Origin of the sequence: Arthrobacter sp. PL16 (assembly GCF_035985055.1) — a bacterium.
GTDB classification, from domain to species: Bacteria; Actinomycetota; Actinomycetes; order Actinomycetales; family Micrococcaceae; genus Arthrobacter_D; species Arthrobacter_D cheniae.
This window is the reverse complement of the sequence record NZ_JAXCIC010000002.1, coordinates 525,558-550,948: the sequence shown is the minus strand read 5'-3', so window position 1 is coordinate 550,948 and position 25,391 is coordinate 525,558. Positions and strand designations below refer to the sequence as shown.

The following is a 25,391-nucleotide window of genomic DNA, read 5'->3' as shown; positions in this document are numbered from 1 at the left end:
CGACGATGCTGCCCACGGCCCGGCCCCCAACTAGGGTTGGAGGATGAGCCAGCCCGTAGACGTCACCGCAACATTCACCCCGCTCGACGGCGAGTTCTTCCGCGTGAAGCTCGCCCTCGACATCGCCATCGAACAGGTGGTGCAGGAGCCCGGCTGCATCAGGTACGCGATCACGGATGCGCAGGAGGACCGGATCATCCTCTCCGAGCAGTGGGAATCGACGGAACTCCTCGACGCCCACCTCCGTGGTGCGGCAGTCCAGGACCTCGGCGAATCCCTGAGCGCACTCCTGGCCAAGCCGGCCGACGTCATCCGCTCCGACCACGAGGTCTGACCCGCCTCCCTGCCGCACGAGGGAAGCCCGCACTCATCGAGTGCGGGCTTCTCCAGTAGTGCTTCAGCCGGGTGACGCTTCAGCCGTGTGATGCTCCGGCTAGTCGGCGGCGGGCGCGGTGCCCTCGGCCTGCTGCGCGAGCTGCTCGTGGACGGCCTTCATGTCGAGGCCCTTCACGGCGTCGACGAGTTCGCCGAACTGCGTGGCATTCAGGGCGCCGGGCTGCGAGAAGACGAGCACCTTGTCACGGAAGGCCATGAGCGTGGGGATCGAGGTGATGCCCGCGGCCGCGGCGAGCGACTGCTCCGCCTCGGTATCCACCTTCGCGAAGGTGACATCGTCATGCTGCTGCGAGACGGCGTCGTACACGGGTGCGAACTGCTTGCACGGTCCGCACCATTCGGCCCAGAAGTCAACGAACACGATGTCGTTGCCCTCGATGGTTTCCGGAAAACTTGCCTCGGTGATATTGATTGTCGACATTCCTTAAGGCTAGCGAAAGCGGCAGACCGTGTCAGGCCTGTTCGCTACCGAAGAAGTGTCCTCACCCGCACGGATGACGGAGGAATACGTGACCGATCCCCACGACCTGACGCGGTTCGTCGAGGCGCAGGACGCATACGGCACCTACCTGCAGGCACTCGCAGAACTGCGACGCGGGCACAAGACAGGGCACTGGATGTGGTTCGTCTTCCCGCAGGTCCGCGGGCTGGGCAGTAGTCCGACGTCGGTCCGGTTCGCGATCTCGTCGCTCGACGAGGCGCGCGCCTACCTGGCCCACCCGGTACTCGGAGCCCGACTGATCGAGTGCGTCGACGCCCTCATCCAGCTGCCTGACAGTGATCCCGTCGCGGTGCTCGGGGGGATCGATGCCCGGAAGCTCCAGTCGTCCATGACCCTCTTCACCCATGCCGACCCGCAGGAGTCGCGCTTCCGGGCCGTGTTGGACCGCTACTACGCGGGCGCGGAGGACAGGGCGACGACGTCGCTCCTCGTTGAATGACGACGGCTGTGACGCTCGGGCTCCCGGCCGGAACACCCGGTCAGGCGGTCCGGCTCAGCTTCCCGATGACCGGCAGTGCGGCGGCGAGTAGGGCGCGGTCGTTGTCATCGAGGTGCGCCAGGAGTGCAGCGACGCGCTCATTGCGGCGCCGGCCGGCATCCTCCCATTCGGCGCGCCCCTTGTCCGTGAGCTTCACCAGGACGGCGCGGGAGTCGGTGGGGTCGGGCTGTCGGCTGACGAGTCCTGCCTGCTCCAGCTTGATGATCTGTTCGGTGGCCGACGGGACGCGGATGCCCAGGTTCGCGGCGACGCGGCTCACACGCAGCGGTTCCTCAGCGGCCATGCTCAAGGTGCTCATCTGCATGGAGGTGATCTCGCCGTCCCCATCCATGGACCGGCTCAGGTAGACCGCGTGCCGCAGGGTGGTGCGGAAGGACTGCGCGAGGGCCAGCAGCCGCGGGTCAGTTGGTGGAAGACTCATAATTAGGCACCCTAACATTCGGAGTGCAGTGACGCCAAGGTGCATGGCTTCGGATGCAGCGATAGCGTGGGAGGCACCGACGCCAGGGGGCAGGACATGCAGGACGCAGCCACACCGGATACCTTCATCGTCCCCACCGACGCCGGGGCGGCGAAACAGCAGGTGACCGCAATCCCACCCGTACTTCTGGGCGTCGAGGATCCCCTCCCGTTCCTGGCCGGACAATGGACGACGCACCGTCTGCTACTCGATCGCACCACCGGCATGACGGGGACGTTCACCGGGCTCACCACCTTCACCCCCGACGACGGCGGCCTGCGCTGGGACGAGCAGGGCACCGTGTCCTGGCCCTCCTTCGAAGGACCGGCCTTCCGCTCCTACCGCGTCCTGGGCGTGGGAGGTGCCGTGATCGACATACGTTTCATGGACGCCCGACTGCTGTGTCGCCTCGACCTCGGTACCGGTGCGGCTCGGGACGAACACGCTTGTTCCCCGGATACCTACCTCGTGGACTTCGCCGTGAGGTCGCGTGACCTGATCGACTACACCTGGGACGTGACCGGGCCCGCGAAGGACCTCCTGCTGACGACCACGCTCGAGCGCCGGGTCTGAGGCAGCTACAGCGCCCGAGACCTCGGGGGGTGTGGGGCTCGGTCCCGTGCGCGGCGCTTGAGCACGGGCAGCTCGAACAGCAGATTCACCGAGAGGTGATCCCGTGTCGAGTACAGCCAGGCCAGGCCGAGTGGAATTCCGATGCCGACCAGGAGCAGCAGCGGCAGCATGAACCACTCCCCTGCGAGCCCGACGGCGTCGGCGAGGGCGAGCGTGATCATGATCGGACCGAGGTGCGCCACATAGAAGACGATCGAGTAGCGTCCGATGAACTCCAACGCGGCAGTCGCGTGACCGGCTCGAAGCAGCGGGAACACCCAGCACACGACGCCGAGGGCGCCCACCACTCCCCATGCGTACTCACCCCGGTAGAGCACATCGCGACCTGCGGCATTGAGGACCCCCACGGTGACGGCCGCAGCGGCCGCCAGCACCAGCACCCAGGGCTTGCTGATCGTGCGCTCCACCAGTCGCACGTGCTGCGTGCACCAGGCGCCGAAGAAGAAGAACCCGGCGAGGAAGACCATGGTCTCCGAGCGACTCGCGTCCGGCAGGACCAGCGACACCGCGAGCAGCACGAAGGACATCATCAGCGGCGGCACCCGCCGCAGCGGATAGGCGACTATGTAGAAGATCAGGATGAACCACAGGTACCAGAGGTAGGTCGGCGAGAGAAAGAAGACCTGTGCCAGGGTGGCGGGCCGGAGATCCCCGCTCGCCGCCAGGATGATGACCGACCACAGGAGGTAGGGCCACGCCACCATGGAGATCTTGCCGGCGAAGTACTCGCGCCCCGACTTCGCGACCGACTGCGGCAGCAGCATCCCGGAGAGGAACATCAGGACGGGCATGCGGAAGGGCTCGAGGAAGAGGTTGACCTGGTCGACGCCCACGGTCGGACCGACGGCGACGCGCAGCGCCTCGCCTGCATGCAGCAGCACGACGAGCAGGATGGCGACGCCGCGCAGACTGTCGAGCCACCCTATGCGTGCAATGGTGGTACTGCTGATCGTGGCCCCCTGCTGTCGACGTTCACTTCACACATGCTTGCGGACACTTCGTTGCAGGACCCAGCCACGGATGGATCGACGTCGCCCCTTGATATCTCCGGACGAATGCTTTCCGAGTCTCCGGAGCAGACAGATCCACCTCCCGAACGGATCCGAAGGACTGCACCGGTGCTCGCCGCCGGCGGCTGACGGAGGTGCGTAGACGAATCCTCGACGATCGTCGAGGGCAGGCGGCCGGGCTCCGCAGGCAGTGACTGCACAGAATGGGAGTTATTTTTGAGGGAAGCAGGACTGGAAGTTGCACCGTCTTTTGGGAGGTCCTCTGTTGGCCAGTGATGTGCTCGCCACCGCGACACGCACAACGGATGCAGTGCAGAAGTCGGTCCTCCGCGCCGATATCCAGGGCCTGCGCGCCCTGGCCGTCCTGGCGGTACTGCTCTACCACCTCGACGTGCCATTCCTGCCGGGAGGGTTCGTCGGCGTCGATGTCTTCTTCGTCATCTCCGGGTTCCTGATCACCGGGCTGCTGCTCAAACAACTCGTCGTGGAAGGACGGGTATCACTTCTCGGGTTCTATGCGCGGAGAGCCAGACGCTTGCTGCCTGCGGCAACCCTTGTCCTCGTTGCTACAGGCGCGATCACGGTTGCGGTCCTGCCGATCACCCGTTGGGCCTCTATCGGGTGGGACATCATCGCTTCGGCGTCGTACGTACAGAACTGGCGGCTGGCCACGGACTCGGTCGGCTACCTCACGAGCGACGTAGCTCCCGGGCCCCTGCAGCACTACTGGTCGCTGGGCGTGGAGGAGCAGTTCTACCTGGTCTGGCCCCTACTGATCATCGTGGCCGGCTGGCTCGGAACGAGGACGAGGCATCAGCGCGGGCAGATCGCCATCGAGAATCTGCGCCCCTGGCTGCTCATCGCACTCGCACTTGTGCTCCTGCCGTCGCTCGCATGGTCGATGTACTACACGGCCGCAGCGCCAGAACCCGCCTACTTCGCCTCGACCACGCGTTTCTGGCAGCTTGCACTCGGCGCGCTCCTCGCCGTGGCTCACTCCCACCTGGAGAAGATACCCGGTCCTCTCGCGATGATCACGGGCTGGCTCGGGACGGCCGGCATCATCGGCTCCCTGGTGCTGATCGACGGGTCCGTCCCCTACCCGGGAGCTGCCGCCCTGCTTCCCACCGTCTCCACGGCCCTCGTGATCGCAGCGGGCGTCAAGCGGACCCCACTCGGACCTGAACTGGTCCTCGGCACCAGGCCGATGGTCTTCGTAGGGAACATCTCCTACTCCCTGTACCTCTGGCACTGGCCTGTCATCGTGTTCGCCACGGCGATGTTCCCGCAACCCCACTTCACCGGGAGCATCCTTATTCTCGGGCTCTCGATCGGCCTCGCGTACCTTACCTATCGATACGTCGAGAAGCCCGTCAGCGGGTGGAGCGCCCTCAGCGACGCCCCCGGCCGGAGTCTCTGCGCCGCAGCCGCCCTCATGATCATCGGTGGCCTCACGGGCGGGATGCTCGTTCACGCGGTCCGCACCGAAGTCGACAGGGCGGAGATTCAGAGTCTTCAGCCGGAACCGCTGCTGACCGGAGCCATGACGCTCCCGCAAGAGCCCCTCTCGTCCGAGCCCGAACCACAGACCGCAGCAGAAGAGATCGTGCCCGCGCCTGTCGTCGCGGCCGAGGACTTCCCTACGTGCGACTCGGCCAAGATCAGCGAAACCGAGGTCACGACCTGCGAATATGGCGACCAAGCGTCCGATCGCCACGTCGCACTCGTCGGTGACTCTCACGCGAAACAGTGGATCCCGGCGCTCGATCGCATCGCTCGCGACAATGGCTGGAAACTGACGGCGTACATCCACGACGCTTGCCCCTTTGCGACCGGCGAACTCGAGCGGAAGGGCAGGGTCTACGTCACCTGCATGGACTGGAATGCGCAGATGCAGGACCTGCTGAGGAATGACGCCGAGCTCAGCCTGGTCATCACCAGCAGCTATACGATGAGCGCCAGAATCGCCGGAGCGACGGATGACGTCGCTGCCATGGCGGAAGCGTTCCAGAGGTCCTGGCGCCCCTTCACCCAGCGCGGCGTCCCGGTCGCCGTCATCAGGGATACGCCGGCCCCTGATATCAACGTCCCTGACTGCGTCGCGGTGAATTCCACTTCCCTGACCGAGTGTTCCGTGCCGCGCAGGGAAGCGGCTGACGACAAGGGAGTCGCGCAACTGCGAGCAGCAGGGTCCCTTCCCGGAGTCACCTCGATCGATCTCAATCCCTTCATCTGTCCGGCCGAACAATGCCCGCCCGTGATCGGCGACGTCCTCGTGTACCGGGATGCCGATCATCTGACCGCTACATACGTGGAGTCGCTCGCCGACCGACTCGAGGCATCACTCGAGACGCTGGTCGCCGCCCGGTAGCTCAGCCACGGTTGCCACGCGCTCGGAGGTGCGGCATGAGCCCGGAAGCTTAAACACAAGAGGCCGGTACAGCCCGCTATTTCTAGCGGGCTGTACCGGCCTCTCCTTGCTGTGGCAGATGAGGGATTCGAACCCCCGTAGGCGTTGCCAGCTGATTTACAGTCAGCCCCCTTTGGCCGCTCGGGTAATCTGCCGAACGTCTTCATAGGAAGACCGCCCGCAGCAAGCGCGGGCAAGACAACTTTACAGACAAACCGCTCCAGTGACGAATCGGGCGGAGGTCTACAGGCCGGCAGCTACGCGGCGCTCGATCTGGGCGAAGAAACCGTTTGCCTGATCGGGCGTCACCATGCTCAGGAGGACCGCCCGGTCGAGGTCGCCGCGTACGCCGGCGAGCCGCTCCTCCGCCGATCGACCCACGCTGGTGGCGACGGGTGACACGACGGCCATGGAAGCCACCGGGTCGAGGTCGAGGATCGTGTCGCTCGCCTCGACATCGGAGTGACCCGAGCTCGCCGCTACCGTCCTCGGCGGGACGGCCGACGCGGGTCCCGCCACCAGACCCGACAGCGACGCCGTGACAGCTGCCGCCAGGAACGAGCCCGCCATGGCCTTGCGAAGGCGGACCCGGTAGCGGCGGCGTGGCGTCTGGGACATGGTTCATGCTCCTCGTGATGTTGTAGGTAGTGCCCACCGTGCCACCGGAGTGTGGGTGCCGGCCCGGTACGGACTGATTGCCGACTGTGAGGACCACCGCGCCGGGCCGCAAGGTTGCAGATAGTCTTTAGGGCAAGGATCCCAACCACCCGAGGAGGCACCGTGGCGAGCGAATCCACGTTCGACGTCGTAAGCAAAGTGGACAAGCAGGAAGTTGCCAATGCGCTGAATCAGGCGCAGAAGGAGATCGCGCAGCGTTACGACTTCAAGGGAGTCGGCGCTGAGGTGGACTTCAGTGGCGAGAAGATCCTCATGAAGGCGAATTCGGAGGAGCGCGTCCTGGCCGTCCTCGACGTCCTGCAGTCGAAGATGATCAAGCGAGGGATCTCTCTGAGGTCGCTCGACACCGGCGAGCCCTACCCCTCCGGCAAGGAGTTCCGCCTGGAGACCTCCATCAAGGAGGGCATCGCGCAGGACATCGCGAAGAAGATCAACAAGCTCATCCGGGACGAGGGACCGAAGGGCGTGAAGTCGCAGATCCAGGGCGACGAGCTGCGCGTCAGCTCCAAGTCCCGCGATGACCTGCAGTCCGTCATGGCTCTCCTGAAGAACTTCGAGGAAGCCGACCTGCAGTTCGTCAATATGCGCTAGCCCCCGGCAGCAGCTGCCGCTTCCATGCTTCACTCTGGTCTTCGTCGTGCCCACTCCCGGACACCAGGAACTCTCTGTCGAACGAGGGGTGGAAGGGTCCCGCATGAGTAGGGCGAGCCCTTCCACCTGTTGATTCGGACAGCATCAAGTACCGGTTGGTCGATTCAGGTATGCGGGGACCGGCAATTCAGGTAGGCGGGGACGGGGACACCCCGAAAATAAGCATTTAGGCTGACGTTCACCAGGCAGCCCTTGCGCTTCTCCTTCCGTTCATCTGGAGATCACGGCGGTTCCGCTTGGAGGACGGACTCTCGGAACGGCATCCAGCCGTCCCGAGGGTAGGAGACGGCCGTCCACCAGGGTGTTCGTGGGACCCCGCCCCGCCAGGGGCGTCAGGGGACCCTGCCTGGCTCCTGCCAGCTGATGCCGCGGGCTGCGACGCCCTTCCATTCGTAAAGTGGTGAATCCCTTGACCGTTACCTACCCTGGTCCACGAATGGTCTCCAGCCATGGCCCGCCGGCTCCGCAAGCCTCTGCGGGCGTCGTCGTCCCGACACTCCATGAAGCCGTGAAGCAACCGTGGGCGCTTCGCCGGACCCCCTCCTGCGCCGGTCAGGTCGTCATCGTCGACGGCTCTCCGATCGATCACAACGTCGAGGTCGCCAAGGCTTCGAACCCCCGGACCTTTCGCACCGGATGGCGTGCCCTTCGCACAGTCGCCGGCGAATGCCGCACGTCGGAGGCTTCCGCAGCAGGGCCACGACCGGAAGTTCTTCGGCGAGTGAACCACACCGATTCAAGCGTTCGTCTCCCGCGTACGCCAACCAAACCGCAAAGCGTTCTCGTCGTACCGAGAGAGGTGGGACATGTCCATGCCCAGTAGCATTCCAACCATTTCCGTAGTCATCTGCACATACACGGAGAAGCGTTTGAGCCTCCTGACTCAGGTCGTCGAGTCAGTCCGGCTCCAGACTCTCACCCCGGACCAGATCATCGTCGTCGTCGACCACAACGAGGACCTGTACAAACGCCTCCTCATGGACTTCCGGGACGTGGTGCTCGTCGAGAGCCAGGCACAGCCTGGCCTCGCCGGCGCACGCAACACCGGGGTCAGCGTCGCCACCTCGGAGATCATCGCCTTCCTGGATGACGACGCCGAAGCAGCTCCGGACTGGTTGGAACGCCTGTCCGTGTTCTACGACGACCCCGACGTGCTCGCCGTCGGCGGGCGGGTCGAACCCGTCTGGGAGACCGGCCGTCCCGCCTACTTCAGCGAGGAACTCGACTGGATCGTTGGGTGCAGTTACCGGGGCATGCCACGCATGGCAGCCGAGGTCCGGAACCTGATCGGTGCGAACATGTCCTTCCGCAGCGACGTGCTGGAGCATGTCGGCGGCTTCAATCACGACCTCGGCCGACAGGCCGTCAAGCCGCTCGGCTGTGAAGAGACAGAGATCTGCATCCGCTCGACCCTCGCCTCTCCCGGTGCCCGGATCGTCTACGATCCTGCGGCAGTGGTCAACCATCACGTGCCCACGTCCAGGGGAACGCTGAGCTACATGCTGACGCGCGCCTGGTCGGAGGGGCTGTCGAAGGCGCAGGTGAGCCATCTCGTGGGGCATAAGCGGGCTCTGAGATCGGAGCGCCGGTACGTCCGGACCATCCTCCCTCGCGCGGTGCTGTCCGGGATCCGGGATTGGGGAACAGGGAGGGACAGCGCCGGACTCGGCCAGGCAGGAGCCATCGTCGCAGTTCTGGCATGCACGACCGGAGGTTACCTCCGGGGACGCCAGATAGCCCACACCACCAGGTCACGAGCTGCACGGACGACGACAGCCCCTGAGGAGGCGTGGAGAACCGTTACCACCTGAGGCGAGGCGCAGGCCCCGATTCTCAAGAGCTGACGATTCCGGCAGATCCGGGCTCGTGCGAGCAATGGAGCGAGGAGTTGCCGGGCCGGCCGTGTCAGCCCTGCGGCCGGCCCGCCATCCCCTCGAGGCGCGCGATGCGCTGCTCCATGGGTGGATGGGTCGCAAAAAGCTTCCTCATGCCGCCGCCCTTGAACGGATTGGCGATCATGAGGTGCGAGGTGTTCACGAGCCGCTGGTCCTGCGGGAGCGGGGCGCGCTGGGTGCCGCGCTCGAGCTTGCGGAGCGCTGACGCGAGGGCCAGCGGATCGTCGGTCAGAATGGCACCGTCCTCATCGGCGTCGAACTCACGTGTGCGGCCGATGGCCGTCTGGATCAGGCCCGCAGCAAGGGGTGCGAGGATGGCGAGCAGGAGGCCCGCGATCGGGTTGCCGCCCTGGTTCCGGTTGCCGCCCATCATGCCCGTGAAAGCGAACATCTGGGCCACGGACGTGATGACGCCGGCGACGGCCGCAGCGATGGATCCGGTGAGGATGTCACGGTTGTAGACGTGCATGAGCTCGTGTCCGAGGACGCCGCGCAGCTCGCGCTCATTCAGGAGCTGCAGAATTCCCTGGGTGCAGCAGACCGCGGCGTTCTCCGGGTTGCGGCCTGTCGCGAAGGCATTCGGGGCCATGGTCGGCGAGACGTAGAGCCGTGGCATGGGCTTTCCTGCGCGCCCACTCAGCTCCCGAACGATCCGGTACATCGCAGGTGCCTGATGCTCCGTCACCTCGACCGCGCCCATGCTGCGGATCGCGATCTTGTCGCTGTTCCAGTAGCTGTACGCGATCGAACCGACGCCGAACAGGGCGAAGATCCAGATGAAGGACGAGCTGCCCGTGGCTCCGGCGATGACCGCACCGAAGACCAGGAAGATCCCCATGAGGGCACCGAACAACAACGCCGTCTTCGCACCGTTGAAATGGTTGTGCACGTCTCACTCCTCGCGATGTGGAGGCCACTCGGCCCATCAGGACAACGGCGCGCCGGGAAGGGCCGTTCCACCCATCGTAGGACGTTGCGCTGCACGCCCGCTGGGAGGGATGTTGCGGGTCAGGGTTCGGGGCGGCGGGAATCGTACTGCGCGAAGCGCGGCTGCCAACGCGCGACGGCGAGCACCAGCAGGGCACAGCCGAGCCCTCCGACGACGGCGGTCCAGCCCTCGCCGAGCCACGCCGCCTGGCTGCCTGCCACCATGTCCCCGAGGCGTGGACCGCCGGCGACGACCACGATGAAGACCCCCTGGAGCCGTCCGCGCATCGCGTCCGGCGTCGCGGACTGCAGGATGGTGTTGCGGAAGACGCTGCTGATGGAGTCGGCGATACCAGCCATCACGAGGCAGGCCGACGCCGGGAGCACCCACACCGAGAGCTCGCCCTCGCCCGGCACGGGAAGGGAGGAGGAACTGGCCATGACGACCACGAGCCCGAAGCCCGCCACCGATGATCCCCAGCCGACGATGGACCAGACGACCGCCTGGCCCTGCCGGTGGATGCGGCCCAGCGGACCGGAGAACAGGCCCGCCAGTACTGCCCCGAAAGCGCCCGAGGCCAGCAGGATGCCGACGGTCAGCTCGCCCCCACCTATCAGGACGGCTCCGACCGCCGGGAGCAGCGCGCGGGGTTGGGCGGTGATCATGGCGATGAGGTCCAGGATGAAGGTCATGCGGATGTTCGGCCGCGTGCCGAGGAACCGGAAGCCTTCGAGCACGGTCGCGAGGCCGGCCCGCCGGGTGGGTCCCTCGGGGGGCAGGGGCGGCAACCGGTAGACGGCCCACAGCGCGAAAGTGAAGGTCACGACGTCGACCGTGTAGGTCCACGCATAGCCCACCTGAGCCACGAGGAGGCCCGCGAGCAGCGGACCGACGGTGAATGCGAGACCGAAGGTGATCATGCTCAGGGCGTTGGCCGCGGGCAGCAGTTCGGTCCGGACGAGGCGCGGGATGATCGAGCTGCGTGTCGGCTGGTTGATGCCCGCCGCACCGGACTGGATGGCGATGAGGGCATAGAGCAGCCAGACGCTGTCGACGCCGATCCAGGCCTGCGCCGCGACAGCCATGGTCGTGGCCCACAGGGCGAAGCCGGAGTACAGCGCTACCTTGCGGCGGTCCTGTGCGTCGGCGATCGCGCCTCCGTAGAGTCCTGCGACCACCAGGGGCACGAGGGCGAAGAGGCTGAGCAGGCCGACGCTCAGGGTCGATTGCGTGAGTGCGTAGATCTGGAGGCTGACGGCCACGATGGTCAGCTGCGTGCCGATGGCCGAGAGCGCGGTCCCGACGTAGAGCCTGCGGAACGCCGGGGACTCCCTCAGCGGGGTGATATCGGCGAGGAGTCTGGGCACGGGGAAAGTCTAGCCGGGCATTGATTCGCTCCAGCAACGATCCGAGCGCTACGGCGCCCCCTGGAATCACCGCTCCGCGAGGCAGCGGGACAGCAGGCTCGCGCTGCCGCAGTCGGTCACGGATCGGCGAGGCGTCACCACGTCGGTTGGGGGCACGTCAGGCGGCGTCGCGCTCCCCCGCGCTGATGGCACGATCGATTTCCTGCAGCACCCGCGCGTCGGCGATCGGCCGGAAATGGCCCATGGTCTCGAGCTGGACGTTCCGGGCGCCCTCGACGAAGCTGCCACCGGGGATGTGTGGATCGAACCGACCGTAGATGGAGGTGATGCGCCCGTTGGATTCGAGGTCGGCCCGAAGGTTCCGCAGGGTGAGGTTGTGCGGCGAGAAGGCCCGGATGCTCGGCAGGATGAAGAAGTTGGCGTAGACGGACCCGGAGAAAGGAGTGTTGACGGCGACCAGGCGGTTGACCCGCGGGCCCGCGCTTGACATGGTCATGAGGAACTTGCCGATCAGGCCGCCCTTGCTGTGCGCCACGACGACGACGTCGGACAGGTCGTGCTCCTCGAGGTAACCGGCCGCAAGCTGCGCCATCGCCTCCACCGTGCCCCGGTTGTACCCGAGTTTCTGTACTACGTGGACGGAGTGGCCCGCGCCGTGCAGATGCTTGGCGATGGGCCGCATGAATTGCCAGGTCTCATATATTCCCGGGATCAGCAGCACAGGCGCCTTGCCCACGGGAGCTCCCGCCTCGGGCGACAGGTATTGGCCAGGGTCAGCCCTGAAGATGAAGCCGTGTACCTGCCAGAAGCCGACGTACGCGTAGTCCAGCAGCCAGGCCCAGCCGTGCTTGATGAGGTTCACGCTTTCCACGGTACCGATCGGACGGACCGCGTGGAGCGCAAGTTGGCGCAGCCTTATTATGAATTTGTAACTATTACTGGTTGACTGCGATCATGATGCAAACAGCCGGGGTCCCTGAGGCCCGAGTGGCCCGATGGTCTTCGGCCCTGCGTTCCGCCGGCCGTCGCGTGACGCGTCAGCGTCTCGCCGTCCTCGCCGCCGTCGAGCAGTCACCCCACGCCACAGCCGATGACGCCGCGACCGCCGTCCGTGCGGAACTGCCCCACATCACCGTGCAGTCCGTCTACGTGATCCTGGCCGATCTCACCGACATCAGCCTGCTGCGCCGTATTCAGACCCCGCATTCCCCCGCGCGCTACGAAACACGCGTGGGCGACAACCACCACCACGCGATCTGTACGGGATGCGGCCGGATCGAGGACGTCGACTGCGCGGTGGGACACGCGCCCTGCCTCTCACCCGACTGGTCACCCGGCGCGCATCGTATGACCATCCAGATCGCCGAGGTCGTCTACCAGGGCCTCTGCGACGACTGCCGTTCGGCAGCCCCCAGCCATCAATCATCCGATATCCAGGAATAGGAGCACTATGTCCGCGAACTTCAGCACCACCCAGTCCGGCGCACCCGTCATCGATGACAGCAACTCGTCAGCCCTCGGCCGCGATGGGGCGATTCCCCTGACCGACCACTACCTCATCGAGAAGCTGGCCCAGTTCAACCGCGAGCGCGTTCCCGAGCGCGTGGTCCACGCCAAGGGCGGCGGAGCCTTCGGCGTCTTCGAGACCACCGAGGATGTCAGCATGTACACCCGGGCTGCGTTGTTCCAGAAGGGCACGACGACGGAGACCCTCCTCCGCTTCTCCTCCGTGGCCGGCGAGCAGGGCTCCCCTGACACCTGGCGGGATCCCCGGGGCTTCGCGCTCAAGTTCTACACGTCCGAGGGCAACTACGACCTCGTGGGCAACAACACCCCGGTGTTCTTCATCCGCGACGGCATCAAGTTCCCGGACTTCATCCATTCCCAGAAGCGCCTGCCCGGCACCAACCTGCGTGACGCCGACATGCAGTGGGATTTCTGGACGCTCAGCCCGGAGTCCGCGCACCAGGTGACCTGGCTGATGGGAGACCGCGGCCTGCCGAACTCGTGGCGCACCATGAACGGCTACGGATCGCACACCTACATGTGGATCAACGAATCGAACGAGAAGTTCTGGGTCAAGTACCACTTCAAGTCCAACCAGGGCCACGAGGTTCTGACCGTCGACGAAGCCGAGACGCTCGCCGGCTCGGACGCCGACCACCACCTGCGGGACCTGTCGGAGAACATCGCCAAGGGGAACCACCCGAGCTGGGACCTCAAGGTCCAGATCATGCCCTACGACGATGCGAAGAACTACCGCTTCAATCCCTTCGACCTGACGAAGGTCTGGCCGCAGGCCGACTACCCGCTGATCCCCGTCGGCAAGCTTTCGCTGAACCGGAATCCGGAGAACTACTTCTCGCAGATCGAACAGGCCACGTTCGCGCCGTCCAACTTCGTGCCTGGCATCGCCGCGAGCCCGGACCGCATGCTGCAGGCGCGGATCTTCTCCTACGCCGACGCCCACCGCTACCGCGTGGGCACCAACCACGCGCAGCTGCCCGTGAATGCGCCGAAGAACGAGGTGCGCAACTACTCGAAGGACGGCGCAGGGCGTTACCACTTCAATTCCCCCTCGACGCCCGTCTACGCGCCGAACTCGGTCGGTGGCCCCGCGGCCGACCCGGCCCAGTACGGCGCGCAGGGTGGCTGGGAGAACGACGGCGATCTCGTTCACGCGGCTCACTCGCTGCACGCCGAGGATGACGACTTCGGCCAGGCCGGGACGCTGTACCGCGACGTGTTCGACGACGCGCAGCGCGCCCGCTTCCTCGAGACCATCACCGGTGCGGTGGGTGGAGTCCAGAGCGACGAGATCCGCGCTCGGGCGGTCCAGTACTGGGCCAACGTCGACGCCGAACTGGGTGCGAAGCTGGCGGCCAATCTAGGCCGTGGCGTCACTCCGGCCACCGAGTCGGAAGCCGCCCTCTACTAGGGGTCGAGTACCACGTTGATCAAGGAGAGGGGCGGGCCCAAATGGGCCCGCCCCTCTCCTTCGTGTGCATGCAGCGATAACCGCGGGCCGGTTCGTTCTCCCGACCGCAACTGTGGGCCGGGGTCGAGCGGCCGGTCCAGACCCTGCCCTCGTCGGAATCAGCGCCGCGCATCCCGCAGGAGTTCCAGGGACACGTCCCACAGTCGCTCGGCGTTCGCCGCATCCAGGGCATAGGGGCGCACACCGTAGACGCCGTCGATGATCTCCGGGACGATCTCCGCATCACCGCAATCCTCCAGGTACCGCCCGCCGATACTCCTCAGCAGGGGTGAGGTCGCGGCGAACACCGAGGTGGCGGCGCCCTGTTCAGGGGTTTTCGCTGTAAGGCCGGCCGAGGCCACCTGCGCCTTCGTCGCCGCCAGGACCTCAGGATCCCAGTACCTCTGGAGGTTCGTCCAGATACCGCCGGGCATGACGGCGTTCGCTGTGATGCCGTCCTCCGCCCACCGCCGCGTTGCTTCGACGGCGAGCAGCACGTTGGCCGTCTTCGACTGCCCGTAGGCGTGACCGGCGTCGTACGGCCTGCGCTGGAAGAACAGGTCGTCGTAGACGATGTCCGACATGCCGTGTCCGCTGGAGCTCACGGACACGATCCGCGCCCCGCCCGCTGCTGCCAGGGCATTGTGCAGGCCGATGGCGAGCGCCGCATGGCCGAGGTGGTTGGTCGCGAATTGCAGCTCCCACCCGAGCGTGGTCCGCAACTCCGGGGTCATCATGATCCCCGCGTTGTTGACCAGGATGTGCAGGGGACCCGACCAGTCGTCGGCGAACCGGTCCACTGAGGCAAGGTCCGCCAGGTCCAGCGCCCGGACCTGGACCACAGCGCCCTTGCTGGTGCGGCCGATATCCTCGGCGACGCGCTGCCCCGCCCCGACGTCCCGGACGGCTATCGTCACGTCGGAGCCTGCATGCGCCAGGGCTCTCGCAGTCTCCACGCCGATGCCCGAGGCGCCCCCTGTCACGATCGCGGTCCGGTTCGAAAGGTCGATACCCTCGATGACCTCGAGCGCAGTGGTCGCCGCGGTGAACGGAGAGGTGATGGCGTTCATGAGATCCTCCTGGCGTCGGACCGGATATGCGTCCCGCCCGCCCTGGGTAGTAGGTGTCCACGCGGACGCTGATGGCCCCGGTGCCGAGCCCCTGTCCTAGGCCCCGTGCTAGCCACGAACAAGTCCCGCACGCTGCCGTTCCTCGCTAGTCGAACCCTACGCGAGCCGGCGAGCGGTGGAATGTGGTTCGCCGGTGGACGTCTGGGCCTCCTAGGCTTGAGTGATGCCTCTCCTGCCCTGCGCCGAACTCCACCTCCATATCGAGGGGACCCTAGAGCCCGACCTCGTCTTCGCGCTCGCAGCCCGCAACGGGATCACCCTGCCCTATGCGGACACCACCGATCTCGCAGCCCGCTACGCCTTCACGGACCTGCAGTCCTTCCTCGACCTGTACTACGCCACCATGGACGTGTTGCGAACCGAAGCGGACTTCGCCGACATGACCCGCGCCTACCTGCGCAGGGCCGCGGCGGCGGGGGTCCGCCACGCAGAGATCATGATGGATCCGCAGGCTCACCTCGCTCGCGGCATCAGCCTGGAGACCTGCGTGAACGGCGTGGCTTCGGTGCTGGCGACCAGCGAGGCCGATCTCGGTATCAGTAGTTCCCTGATCGCGGCCTTCCTGCGCGACAGGCCCGCAGAAGACGCGCTCGGCGTACTACGGGACCTCCTCGCCATGGACGCTCCCATCGTCGGCATCGGTCTCGATTCGGCGGAGGTCGGCTTTCCGCCGTCGCTCTTCGGCGAGGTGTACGACGTCGCTCGCGCAGCCGGCCTGAAGTGCGTTGCGCACGCGGGCGAGGAGGGACCGCCGGCCTACGTCTGGGAAGCGCTCGACGTCCTTCGCGCCGACAGGATCGATCACGGCATCCGGAGCCTCGAGGATGGCACGCTCGTGGCGCGGCTCCTCGCCGATCGCGTTCCCCTGACGGTCTGCCCGCTCTCCAATGTCCGGCTCCGGGCCGTCGGTACCATCGGCGACCATCCTCTGCCCCGGATGCTGGAGCTGGGGCTCAACGTCAGCATCAATTCGGATGACCCTGCCTACTTCGGTGGTTACGTCGAGGACAACTTCGCGGCCGTGACCAAGGCCTTCGGACTCAGCCCTGACGAGCTCGCGACGCTCGCCGCCAACTCCTTCCGGTCAGCCTTCCTGGACGATGAACGGCGTGCGGTCCTTCTCGCGGAGGTAGAGTCGTGGCGAGTGTCGCAGCACCGTCCGAACCTCCAGTAGGGAGCAGCTCCCGCCGCTTGGTGATCGGGCCGGGGAAGGTGCAGGTGGCCGACCCGACGAGCATCCACGCATCCGCCAGGGCTGATGCGACGCGCTCACACCGGCACCGGCTCCTTCTCCTCCTCCGCGTTCTCGCGCAGGAGCTTCGCGCCCTCGACGTCGACATCCGGGAGGATCCGCCCCAGCCAGGCCGGCAGCCACCATGCATGCCTGCCCAGCAGGTACATCGCGGCCGGAACGAGCGTCATGCGGACGACGAAGGCGTCCAGCAGCACGCCGAATGCGAGCCCGAATCCGATCGGACGCACCATGGCCAGATGGGAGAAGACGAAGCCGGCGAACACGGACACCATGATGATGGCAGCGGCCGTGACCACCCGGGCGCCATGGCTGAATCCGATGCGGACCGCCGCCTTGGGATCGTCGCCATGGACGAATGCCTCCCGCATTCCGGACACGAGGAACATCTGGTAGTCCATTGCGAGACCGAAGAGCACACCGATCAGGATGATGGGCAGGAAACTCAGGATCGGGCCGGGATTCGTTACGCCGAAGAACTCTCCGAGCCAGCCCCACTGATAGATCGCGACTGTTGCCCCGAAGCTGGCCAGCAGGGAGAGCAGGAACCCGGCCGTCGCGATGATCGGAACGAGGATGGACCGGAAGACGAGCAGCAGCAGGATCAGCGAGAGCCCGACGACGATGCCGAGGTAGACCGGCAGCGCCTCCATGAGCTTGGCGGAGACGTCGATGTTCGCCGCGGTCTGACCCGTGACGGCGATAGCGACGCCGGTCCGCTCCTCGAATGCGTCGGTCGACGAGCGCAGGTCGCGGACGAGGTTCTCGGTGGTCTCACTGGCCGGCCCCTCTTCGGGGATGACCTGGAAGATCGCCGTGCGGCCGTTCTCGCTCACCGTCGCGGGAACGGAGGCCGCGACGTCGGGAACTTCACGCAGGAGGTCGTTCACGTCCAGCTGAAGGGCCGTGAGCTCCGCCTCGTCGGCCGTCTCGGGCAGGGAGGCGACGACGATCAGCGGACCGTTGGTTCCTGCTCCGAATCTGTCGCCGATGGTGCTGTAGGCCTGGAACGCCGTCGAGTCGGCGGGCTCCGTCCCGCCGTCGGGCAGCCCTACGCGCAGTTGCGCAGCCGGAATGGCGACCACGCCCAGCAGGACCACGCCGGCGAGGACCGTCAGGACGGGCTTCCGGGTAGCGAGCCCGCCCCAGCCGGCGCCGTTCGCGGCGCGCTGGTCGGCGAGGGACGTTCCGCTGTCGCTGTCGAGCGGAGCCGCAGCCGAGTGCTTGTGGCCGCGCGCCTTGGCCCAGCGGCTCTTCGAGATGACCCGCGGCCCCATCAGGGCGAGCAGGGCCGGTGTGAGGGTCAGCGCCACGAGCACCGAGACGGCGACCGTACCGGCGGCCGACAGGCCCATCACGGTCAGGAACGGCAGCCCGGGAACCGCCAGCGCCGCAAGCGCAACGATCACCGTGATGCCCGCGAAGAGGACGGCGTTGCCCGCCGTTCCGGTCGCGCGGGCGATCGACTCCTGCATCTCCATGCCGTGCAGCAGCTGTGTCCGGTGCCGGTTCACGATGAACAGTGAGTAGTCGATGCCGACGGCGAGGCCGAGCATCAGGGCGAGGACCGGCGAGATGCTGTTCAGCTCGACGACGCCCGAGAGGGCGAAGGTAATCCCCACGCCCACGCCCACGCCCACCACGGCCATGAGGAGCGGCAGACCGGCAGCGATCAGCGTGCCGAGCATGACGATGAGTACGGCGGCGGCGACGGCCAGGCCGAGGGCCTCCGTGGCACCGACGATGCCGGAGACGTCCTCGACGATCTCCTTGCTGTACTCGACCGTCACACCCGCGGACTCGGCCTCGGCGGCCTCCTTCTGCACCGCTTCGCGCAGCTCCGGCGAGACGCCGTTTATCTGCTGCTCGAACTGGACGCTGGCGACGGCGGTGGAGCCGTCCTCGGACAGGAGGCTCACCCCCGAGGAGGCGTCCAGCTGCCTCTGGGCGAGCTCCAGTTCGGTCCTGCCGGACTCGAGCTGCTCGCGCCCGTTCTCGAGTTCCGTACGGCTGGCGTCGAGCCGGGCCTGTCCCTGCTGGAGCGTCTGCTCGATAGCTGCCACCCGTGCAGGCCGCAGCAGAGGACGGGCCTGCTCGAACTGGGCTCGCTGCGCGTCGAGCCGCGCCTGCCCCTGCGCAAGCTGCTCCTCCCCCGCGGACAGCTGTTGCTCGCTGGCTTCCAGCTCGGCCCGGCCGGACTCGATCTCCTGGGCCCCGGCCGCTACCTGATCGGCGACGTCGAAGGGATCGACGACGCCCCGGAGGCCGTCGAGGGCTCCGACCCCGGCGAGCGCCGACTGCACTCCCTCGCGTTGCTCGGCCGAGAAGGCTGCGCCGTCGTCGGTCGTGAAGACCACCGTCCCCGTGCCTCCCACAGCCTCGGGGAGTTCCTCCCGCAACCGGTCGGAGATGCGCTGCGACTCGGTCCCGGGGATCGTGAAGTCGTTGGTCAGGGTGCCGGAGAAGGCGGCTGCGGCGCCACCCACGGCAAGCATGATCGCAAGCCAGGCGGAGATGACCCACCATCGCCTGCGGAACGCGAATGAGCCGAGCCGGTAGAGGAGAAAAGCCATGGCGTGGTCCTTGCGGAAGTCGGGGAGTGTAGGGGTCAGGAACCGGCAGCAGGGCCGGCGGAGGTGGCTGTGGGATCGACGAAGCCGTCGCGCAGCATGGTCAGGGAGGCGAGGATGCGCGCCTCGAGCTGCTCCCCCGAGTCGTCGCCGGACTCGGGAGTGCTGACCGCCCAGTCCCGCATGGCTGCCTTCGTGCAGGACAGGACGCACCCCACCAGGGCCGTGAGGTAGAGGTTCGATGCGGGAGCCCCCAGCCGACGACGCAGTGCCCCGACGATGCGGGCTTCGGCACGCTCCCATGAGTGCAGCTGGGCGCGCAGAAGATCGGGATTCGCATCCCCCATCCGGAAGAGCTCGCCGTGCAGAGACAGGCCCTCCATCCGCGTGGTCTCGCTGAAGGACCGGATGATGGCCTCGAACAGCGGCTCGTCCTGGGGCCGCTGCCCGAAGACCTCGAGGGCCAGCTCGAGGAACGTGTCGGTGCGGACGGTCAGCGAGTCCTCGGCACTGTGGAAGTAATTGAAGAACGTTCGTCGGGAAACACCCGCCCGGGCGGCAATCTGATCCACGGTGAAGGCACCCGGGCCGACGGACCGGGCGAGGTCGAGGGCCGCATCGGCGATCGCGCGGCGCGTGTCGATCTTGTTCTGTTCGCGGCGGCCCAATGGCTCTGCGTTGTCGGTTGTACTCAGCACTGTTCAAGCGTAGGGGAGAATTTGCACACCGTGCAACAAGCCTCCGCGGGAAACTCTCCACCGCGCACCATACATTCCGGCGTACCCTGACCGAGGCACCATTCCTTTCGACCCAAGGCGGCCTCCATGAAGACCATCACCCTCGGCTCCGGCCTCGACGTCTCGCGGCTCGGGCTCGGCTGCATGGGCATGTCGGCGTTCTACACCGGCAGCGGCAAGGACGACGCGGGCGCGACGACGACGCTGCACCGCGCCCTCGAACTGGGCGTCACCTTCTTCGACACCGCCGAGATGTATGGACCCTACGCCAACGAGGAGCTGGTGGGCCGCGCCCTCAAGTCCAGGCGCGACGACGTCGTTATCGCCACGAAGTTCGGCACCATCCGCCACACGGCCGGAGACGCAATGGGCCTCGACGGAAGTGCGGAGAACGTGCGCCTCTCGGTCGAGGGATCGCTGCGGCGCCTCGACACCGACTACATCGACCTCTACTACCAGCACCGCATGGACCCCTCGGTACCCGTAGAAGACACCATGGGCGCTCTCGCCGAGCTCGTCGAAGAGGGCAAGATCCGGCACATCGGACTGTCCGAAGCCGCCCCGGACACGATCCGCCGGGCAAACGCCGTCCATCAGGTAACCGCCCTGCAGACCGAGTACTCGCTGTGGAGCAGGGATCCGGAGCGCGAGATCCTCCCCCTCGTGCGTGAACTCGGCATCGGCTTCGTCCCGTATTCGCCGCTCGGCCGCGGCTTCCTGACCGGGACCATCCGCTCCGTGGACCAGCTCGACGAATCGGATTTCCGCCGCAACAACCCGCGCTTCGCCGGCGAGAACCTGCAGGCCAACATCCGGATCGTGGAGCACGTGGACGAGGTCGCACGGCAGGTAGGCGCGACTCCCGGTCAGGTGGCCCTCGCCTGGCTGCTCGCGCAGGGCGACGACATCGCGCCGATACCCGGCACCAAGCAGGTCCGCTACCTCGAGGAGAACGTCGCCGCGGACGGCCTGATCCTGTCGCAGGAACAGCTGGCGCAGCTCGACGCCGTCGCCGCACCCGTCGGCGAGCGCTACGAGGACATGACCGGCGTCGACCGCTGACCCGTGGACGGCACGGCTCGGCTCAGCTGCGCGCCCGACGCCGGACGGGCAGGTTCCCCGTGCCGGCCAGTGCATCGGCCACCGCGAGCAGTTTGACGTTGGTGTCCGCGGAGACCTCGGCGAGCATGATGAATGCCTGGCCGGACGTGATGCCGTACCTCTCCATCAGGATGCCCTTCGCCTGTCCGATCAGGTCCCGGGTGGCGATGGCATCCTTGAACTGGTGCAGTTTCTGCGCGTCGGCGAAAGCCACGGCGGCGTGCGAGGCAACCAGCAGGCCCACGTACTCGGACTCCTCCGTGAAGGCGTGCGGTGCACGCCCGACGAGGTTGAGCGCGCCGAGGTTGTCCCCCTTGACGAAGAGTTGGAAGGAGAGCATGCTGCCGGCCCCCGCTGATGCGGCCTTGGCCGAGAACTCCGGCCAGCGGGCCTCGTTGCGCATGTCAGGGACATTCACGGTCTGCTCCTCGTACACCGCGCTCAGGCAGGGTCCTTCTCCGGTCCGCTCCTGCAGGTCGTCGATGATCCGCGCGAGGTCGCCCGACGGCGCCCGGGACTCGACCCGGCGGCGCCCCGTCACGAGGGTGATGGACGCTTCGTCGGCACCGGGAACGAGTTCGATGGCGGCACGCACCAACCGATCCAGCACGGCGTCCTCGTTGTCCTCGCGCTGCAGGGAGCGGGCGAGATCGCTCAACCTGCCGGCGACGTCATCCGCCGGCGCGCTCCAGGCATGGTCAGGTGGATCAGGCCGATCGTCCGATGCCATGAGAGTTCCCCTGCCTTGATCAGCGTCGTCCTCGGAGCGGACGGCCCGCTTCGTCGGCGGCCGCGGACACTCACCGTACCAGCGCCACACGTCGCGCAGCCGGTTCAGCGACCGCTGTACTATCTTCCTATGGGTTCGCACCACCACCACAGTCCGACGACGGCCCTCCGGGGTCCGCTGGCGGGCGCCTTCGGGATCACGCTCGGCGTCTTCGTCCTCCAGGTGGTCGGCGCGCTGTGGACAGGTAGTCTGGCACTTCTCTTCGATTCTGTCCACGTGCTGACCGATGCCGCGGGTCTCGCGATGGCACTCGGTGCCGCAACACTCTCCACCCGTCCGGCGACGCCGCAGCGCTCGTGGGGCTTCCGGCGGGCCGAGGTCATCGCCGCCCTGCTGCAGGCGGCATTCCTCCTCGCGGTCGGTGCCTACGTGCTGGTCGAGGGCGTGCGTCGCCTGATAACCCCGGAGAATGTCGCGGCACCGCAGATGATCGTCTTCGGTGTTGTCGGCCTTGCCGGCAACCTCGCCGCCCTCGGGCTCCTGTCGCGACACCGCGCTGCGAGTTTCAACCTGAGGGCGGCATTCCTGGAGGTGCTCAACGACGCTCTCGGATCTGTGGCCGTCATCGTCGCCGCCGTCGTCATCACCCTCACGGGGTGGATGCGGGCCGACGCCATTGTGGCCCTGTTCATAGGTGTGCTGATCATCCCGCGGACCCTGAAGCTGCTGCGCGAGACCATCGACGTGCTGCTCGAGTCCACTCCCGCGGGGATCGATCTCGAGGAGGTGCGAGCGCACATCGCCCGCCTGCCCCAGGTCCGCGACGTGCACGACCTCCACATCACGCAGATCGCCACAGGGCTGCCCGTCCTGACCGCGCACATCGTCGTGGACGACGGCTGCTATCGGGACGGCTCGGCCCACGCCGTCCTGGACCAACTGCAGGAATGCGTGAGCCGGCACTTCGACGTGAGCATCGACCACTGCACCTTCCAGATCGAACCGATGGGCCACGTTCCCCACGAGACGGAGCTGACTCACTGATGCTGCAGACCCTGACCTCCACCTCCGTGCTCGAGCGGGTGGGTACCGCCCTGTCCGACCCGACGCGCGTGCGGATCCTGGTGGCCCTTCGGGACGCCCCCGCATATCCGAGCGAACTCGCCGAATCGCTTGGCGTGAGCCGCCAGAGCCTGTCGAACCACCTGTCGTGCCTGCGCGGATGCGGGCTCGTCGTCGCCGTTCCCGAAGGCCGCCGTTCCCGCTACGAGCTCGTGGATCCGAAGCTCGGCCACGCGCTCACGGACCTGCTGGGGATCGTCCTCGCCGTGGAACCGGAGCATCACGGCCACCCCGGCTGGGTTGCGGGACGCTGATCGGCCCGGGCTGGAACCGCACAGCTCACGCATGGAGGGACCCGGCGGCATCGTCCACCGGGTCCCTCCATGACCTTTCAGATCGCGCTGGCGATGTCCGGCGTCGCCTGATCCATGAGCCGGGACCGGATGAGGAACCTCTTCCCCTCCGGCGACTCGACCGAGAATCCACTGCCCCGTCCCTGTACGACGTCGACCGTCAGGTGAGTGTGGCGCCAGTATTCGAACTGCTCGCGCGACATCCAGAAGTCGATCAGGCGGGGTCCGTCGGCGTCGTCGGCCGCTCCTGCGTCCGCCCTGCCGTCAGCGCCCGCCGTGATATCGAGGACTCCGAGCAGGACATCAGCTTCCGCCGTGATGAACTCTCCGGCCGGATAGCACATGGGCGACGAGCCGTCGCAGCACCCGCCGGACTGGTGGAACATCAGCGGACCGTGGATGAGCCAGAGCTTGTCCAGGAGGTCGACTGCGCTGTCCGACAGTGCCACCCGGGAGAAGGACTCGCCCGGAATGGTCACCGAGGCTTCGACGGTCATCGCATCTCCTAGAAGAAACCCAGCTTGGATTCCGAGTAGCTGACCAGCAGGTTCTTGGTCTGCTGGTAGTGATCGAGCATCATGGCGTGGTTCTCGCGGCCGATTCCCGAGGACTTGTAGCCGCCGAACGCTGCCCCCGCCGGGTAGGCGTGGAAGTTGTTCACCCAGACGCGGCCCGCCTGGATCTCACGACCCGCGCGGTAGGCCACGTTGCCGTTCCTCGACCAGACCCCGGCACCCAGTCCATAGAGGGTGTCGTTCGCGATCTCCATGGCCTCGGCGTAGTCGTTGAACCGAGTCACCGATACCACCGGACCGAAGATCTCCTCCTGGAAGACCCGCATGTTGTTCGTTCCCTCGAACACCGTGGGCTTGACGTAGTAGCCCTCGGCGAGATCGCCGCCGAGTATGTTCCGCTCGCCGCCGATGAGCACCTTCGCACCCTCCTGCGCGCCGATGTCCATGTAGGACAGGATCTTCTCGAGCTGGTCATTGGAAGCCTGCGCGCCGACCTGCGTGTCCGTGTCGAGCGGGTTGCCCTGCACCATCTTGTCCACACGAGCAATCGCATCGCTCATGAAGGAGTCGTACATTGACCCCTGCACCAAGGCTCGCGAAGGACACGTGCACACCTCGCCCTGGTTGAACGCGAACAGCGCGAAGCCCTCGAGTGCCTTGTCGTAGAACGCGTCATTGCTGTCGGCGACGTCCGAGAAGAAGATGTTCGGGCTCTTGCCGCCGAGTTCGAGCGTCACCGGGATGAGGTTCTGGCTGGCGTACTGGCTGATGAGCCGGCCCGTCGTTGTCTCCCCGGTGAACGCGATCTTCCGGATGCGCTTCGACGAGGCCAGCGGCTTGCCCGCCTCGACGCCGAAGCCGTTCACCACGTTGATGACGCCGGCGGGGAGGATGTCGCTCAGAAGCTCCATCAGCACCAGGATCGATGTCGGTGTCTGCTCTGCCGGTTTCAGCACGACGGCGTTGCCCGCGGCCAGGGCCGGCGCCAGTTTCCACACAGCCATGAGGATGGGGAAATTCCACGGGATGATCTGCCCCACGACGCCGAGCGGCTCGTGGTAATGGTAGGCCGTCGTGTCGTCGTCGAGCTGGGAAATTCCGCCCTCCTGGGCGCGGATGGCGCTGGCGAAGTAGCGGAAATGGTCTGCGGCCAGCGGCATGTCGGCCGCCAGGGTCTCACGCACCGGCTTCCCGTTGTCCCAGGTCTCAGCGACCGCGAGCAACTCGAGGTTCGCGTCGATGCGGTCTGCGACACGGTTCAGCACTGCTGCGCGTTCCGCCACGGACGTCTTGCCCCAGGCGGGAGCCGCCTTGTGCGCAGCGTCGAGGGCAAGGTCGATGTCCTCGGAGGTGCCCCGCGCCACCTCGCAGAAAGCCTTGCCCGTCACAGGCGAGATGTTCTCGAAGTACTGCCCCTTGATGGGGGCTACCCACTCACCGCCGATCCAGTTCTCGTACCGCGGCTTGAAGCTGACCTTCGATCCATCCTGGCCAGGCTGGGCATAAACAGTCATTGTCCACTCCTTGAACTCCGT

General features: G+C 66.6%; 25 protein-coding genes and 1 tRNA gene. 12 read left to right on the top strand and 14 right to left on the bottom strand.

The window, feature by feature from the left end; genetic code table 11:
* Positions 1-43 precede the first annotated feature (43 nt).
* A complete protein-coding gene (locus RCH21_RS06240; protein WP_326963631.1) occupies positions 44-334 on the top strand; it encodes a putative quinol monooxygenase in 291 nt (96 codons plus the stop codon).
* A gap of 99 nt (positions 335-433) precedes the next feature.
* Here RCH21_RS06240 and trxA read toward each other — a convergent pair whose 3' ends face one another.
* Positions 434-817 carry a thioredoxin gene (gene trxA / locus RCH21_RS06235; protein WP_120147155.1) on the bottom strand — a complete coding sequence of 128 codons (384 nt, stop codon included), beginning with the start codon at positions 815-817 and terminating at the stop codon, positions 434-436.
* An 88-nt stretch (positions 818-905) separates the two neighbouring features.
* Here trxA and RCH21_RS06230 point away from each other — a divergent pair, with 88 nt between their 5' ends.
* Positions 906-1,337, top strand: coding sequence for a DUF1810 domain-containing protein (locus RCH21_RS06230; RefSeq protein WP_326963630.1), 432 nt, complete (start codon positions 906-908; stop codon positions 1,335-1,337).
* A 40-nt stretch (positions 1,338-1,377) separates the two neighbouring features.
* Here the strand turns inward: RCH21_RS06230 and RCH21_RS06225 are convergent, their stop codons facing one another.
* Entirely contained in the window at positions 1,378-1,818 is a 441-nt protein-coding gene (locus RCH21_RS06225) for a MarR family winged helix-turn-helix transcriptional regulator (protein ID WP_326963629.1), read from the bottom strand.
* 96 nt (positions 1,819-1,914) lie between these two features.
* Between RCH21_RS06225 and RCH21_RS06220 the strand changes: the two genes are divergently transcribed.
* A complete protein-coding gene (locus RCH21_RS06220) occupies positions 1,915-2,430 on the top strand; it encodes a DUF6314 family protein (RefSeq protein WP_326963628.1) in 516 nt (171 codons plus the stop codon).
* Between the two features lie 5 nt (positions 2,431-2,435).
* Here RCH21_RS06220 and RCH21_RS06215 read toward each other — a convergent pair whose 3' ends face one another.
* Positions 2,436-3,416 (bottom strand): acyltransferase, encoded by a 981-nt coding sequence (locus RCH21_RS06215; RefSeq protein WP_326963797.1) that lies wholly within the window; start codon positions 3,414-3,416, stop codon positions 2,436-2,438.
* A gap of 349 nt (positions 3,417-3,765) precedes the next feature.
* Here RCH21_RS06215 and RCH21_RS06210 point away from each other — a divergent pair, with 349 nt between their 5' ends.
* Positions 3,766-5,871, top strand: coding sequence for an acyltransferase family protein (locus tag RCH21_RS06210; RefSeq protein ID WP_326963627.1), 2,106 nt, complete (start codon positions 3,766-3,768; stop codon positions 5,869-5,871).
* A gap of 112 nt (positions 5,872-5,983) precedes the next feature.
* On the opposite strand, the gene RCH21_RS06205 is transcribed toward RCH21_RS06210, so the two are convergent.
* Both RCH21_RS06205 and RCH21_RS06200 read right to left on the bottom strand, forming a co-directional pair.
* Positions 5,984-6,065: transfer RNA gene (locus RCH21_RS06205), tRNA-Tyr, on the bottom strand.
* 88 nt (positions 6,066-6,153) lie between these two features.
* Positions 6,154-6,528 carry a hypothetical protein gene (locus RCH21_RS06200; RefSeq protein ID WP_326963626.1) on the bottom strand — a complete coding sequence of 125 codons (375 nt, stop codon included), beginning with the start codon at positions 6,526-6,528 and terminating at the stop codon, positions 6,154-6,156.
* Between the two features lie 162 nt (positions 6,529-6,690).
* Between RCH21_RS06200 and RCH21_RS06195 the strand changes: the two genes are divergently transcribed.
* Entirely contained in the window at positions 6,691-7,179 is a 489-nt protein-coding gene (locus RCH21_RS06195; protein ID WP_120147161.1) for a YajQ family cyclic di-GMP-binding protein, read from the top strand.
* An 866-nt stretch (positions 7,180-8,045) separates the two neighbouring features.
* Positions 8,046-9,050, top strand: a complete 1,005-nt coding sequence (locus RCH21_RS06190; RefSeq protein ID WP_326963625.1) for a glycosyltransferase family 2 protein — start codon at positions 8,046-8,048, stop codon at positions 9,048-9,050.
* A 94-nt stretch (positions 9,051-9,144) separates the two neighbouring features.
* Here RCH21_RS06190 and htpX read toward each other — a convergent pair whose 3' ends face one another.
* The 3 genes from htpX to RCH21_RS06175 all read right to left on the bottom strand — a co-directional run bounded on the left by htpX (position 9,145) and on the right by RCH21_RS06175 (position 12,291).
* Positions 9,145-10,023 (bottom strand): zinc metalloprotease HtpX, encoded by an 879-nt coding sequence (htpX, locus tag RCH21_RS06185; RefSeq protein ID WP_326963624.1) that lies wholly within the window; start codon positions 10,021-10,023, stop codon positions 9,145-9,147.
* A gap of 119 nt (positions 10,024-10,142) precedes the next feature.
* A complete protein-coding gene (locus RCH21_RS06180) occupies positions 10,143-11,429 on the bottom strand; it encodes an MFS transporter (protein ID WP_326963623.1) in 1,287 nt (428 codons plus the stop codon).
* A gap of 157 nt (positions 11,430-11,586) precedes the next feature.
* Positions 11,587-12,291 carry an alpha/beta hydrolase gene (locus RCH21_RS06175; protein ID WP_326963622.1) on the bottom strand — a complete coding sequence of 235 codons (705 nt, stop codon included), beginning with the start codon at positions 12,289-12,291 and terminating at the stop codon, positions 11,587-11,589.
* A gap of 92 nt (positions 12,292-12,383) precedes the next feature.
* Between RCH21_RS06175 and RCH21_RS06170 the strand changes: the two genes are divergently transcribed.
* Both RCH21_RS06170 and RCH21_RS06165 read left to right on the top strand, forming a co-directional pair.
* A complete protein-coding gene (locus RCH21_RS06170) occupies positions 12,384-12,872 on the top strand; it encodes a Fur family transcriptional regulator (protein ID WP_326963621.1) in 489 nt (162 codons plus the stop codon).
* Positions 12,873-12,879: 7 nt separating this feature from the next.
* Positions 12,880-14,367 (top strand): catalase, encoded by a 1,488-nt coding sequence (locus tag RCH21_RS06165; protein ID WP_120147166.1) that lies wholly within the window; start codon positions 12,880-12,882, stop codon positions 14,365-14,367.
* Positions 14,368-14,525: 158 nt separating this feature from the next.
* Here the strand turns inward: RCH21_RS06165 and RCH21_RS06160 are convergent, their stop codons facing one another.
* The gene (locus tag RCH21_RS06160; protein WP_326963620.1) at positions 14,526-15,476 is read right to left on the bottom strand and encodes an SDR family NAD(P)-dependent oxidoreductase; all 951 of its coding nucleotides are present in this window, start codon (positions 15,474-15,476) and stop codon (positions 14,526-14,528) included.
* A 223-nt stretch (positions 15,477-15,699) separates the two neighbouring features.
* Here RCH21_RS06160 and RCH21_RS06155 point away from each other — a divergent pair, with 223 nt between their 5' ends.
* Positions 15,700-16,710 (top strand): adenosine deaminase, encoded by a 1,011-nt coding sequence (locus RCH21_RS06155; RefSeq protein WP_326963618.1) that lies wholly within the window; start codon positions 15,700-15,702, stop codon positions 16,708-16,710.
* A gap of 95 nt (positions 16,711-16,805) precedes the next feature.
* On the opposite strand, the gene RCH21_RS06150 is transcribed toward RCH21_RS06155, so the two are convergent.
* Together RCH21_RS06150 and RCH21_RS06145 are read right to left on the bottom strand one after the other, a co-directional pair.
* A complete protein-coding gene (locus RCH21_RS06150) occupies positions 16,806-19,361 on the bottom strand; it encodes an MMPL family transporter (RefSeq protein ID WP_326963617.1) in 2,556 nt (851 codons plus the stop codon).
* Positions 19,362-19,396: 35 nt separating this feature from the next.
* Entirely contained in the window at positions 19,397-20,056 is a 660-nt protein-coding gene (locus RCH21_RS06145; protein ID WP_326963616.1) for a TetR/AcrR family transcriptional regulator, read from the bottom strand.
* A gap of 126 nt (positions 20,057-20,182) precedes the next feature.
* Between RCH21_RS06145 and RCH21_RS06140 the strand changes: the two genes are divergently transcribed.
* A complete protein-coding gene (locus tag RCH21_RS06140) occupies positions 20,183-21,157 on the top strand; it encodes an aldo/keto reductase (RefSeq protein ID WP_326963615.1) in 975 nt (324 codons plus the stop codon).
* A gap of 22 nt (positions 21,158-21,179) precedes the next feature.
* On the opposite strand, the gene RCH21_RS06135 is transcribed toward RCH21_RS06140, so the two are convergent.
* Positions 21,180-21,926, bottom strand: coding sequence for a GAF and ANTAR domain-containing protein (locus RCH21_RS06135; protein WP_326963614.1), 747 nt, complete (start codon positions 21,924-21,926; stop codon positions 21,180-21,182).
* Between the two features lie 129 nt (positions 21,927-22,055).
* On the opposite strand from RCH21_RS06135, the gene RCH21_RS06130 reads away from it, so the two are divergent.
* Both RCH21_RS06130 and RCH21_RS06125 read left to right on the top strand, forming a co-directional pair.
* On the top strand, positions 22,056-22,970 hold the full coding sequence (locus RCH21_RS06130) for a cation diffusion facilitator family transporter (protein WP_326963613.1): 915 nt from the start codon (positions 22,056-22,058) through the stop codon (positions 22,968-22,970).
* Positions 22,970-23,302, top strand: coding sequence for an ArsR/SmtB family transcription factor (locus tag RCH21_RS06125; RefSeq protein ID WP_182976827.1), 333 nt, complete (start codon positions 22,970-22,972; stop codon positions 23,300-23,302). Before RCH21_RS06130 ends, RCH21_RS06125 begins: the two co-directional genes overlap by 1 nt.
* A 77-nt stretch (positions 23,303-23,379) precedes the next feature.
* On the opposite strand, the gene RCH21_RS06120 is transcribed toward RCH21_RS06125, so the two are convergent.
* Entirely contained in the window at positions 23,380-23,838 is a 459-nt protein-coding gene (locus RCH21_RS06120; RefSeq protein ID WP_326963612.1) for a DUF779 domain-containing protein, read from the bottom strand.
* 8 nt (positions 23,839-23,846) lie between these two features.
* Entirely contained in the window at positions 23,847-25,370 is a 1,524-nt protein-coding gene (exaC, locus tag RCH21_RS06115) for an acetaldehyde dehydrogenase ExaC (protein WP_326963611.1), read from the bottom strand.
* Between the last annotated feature and the right edge of the window lie 21 nt (positions 25,371-25,391).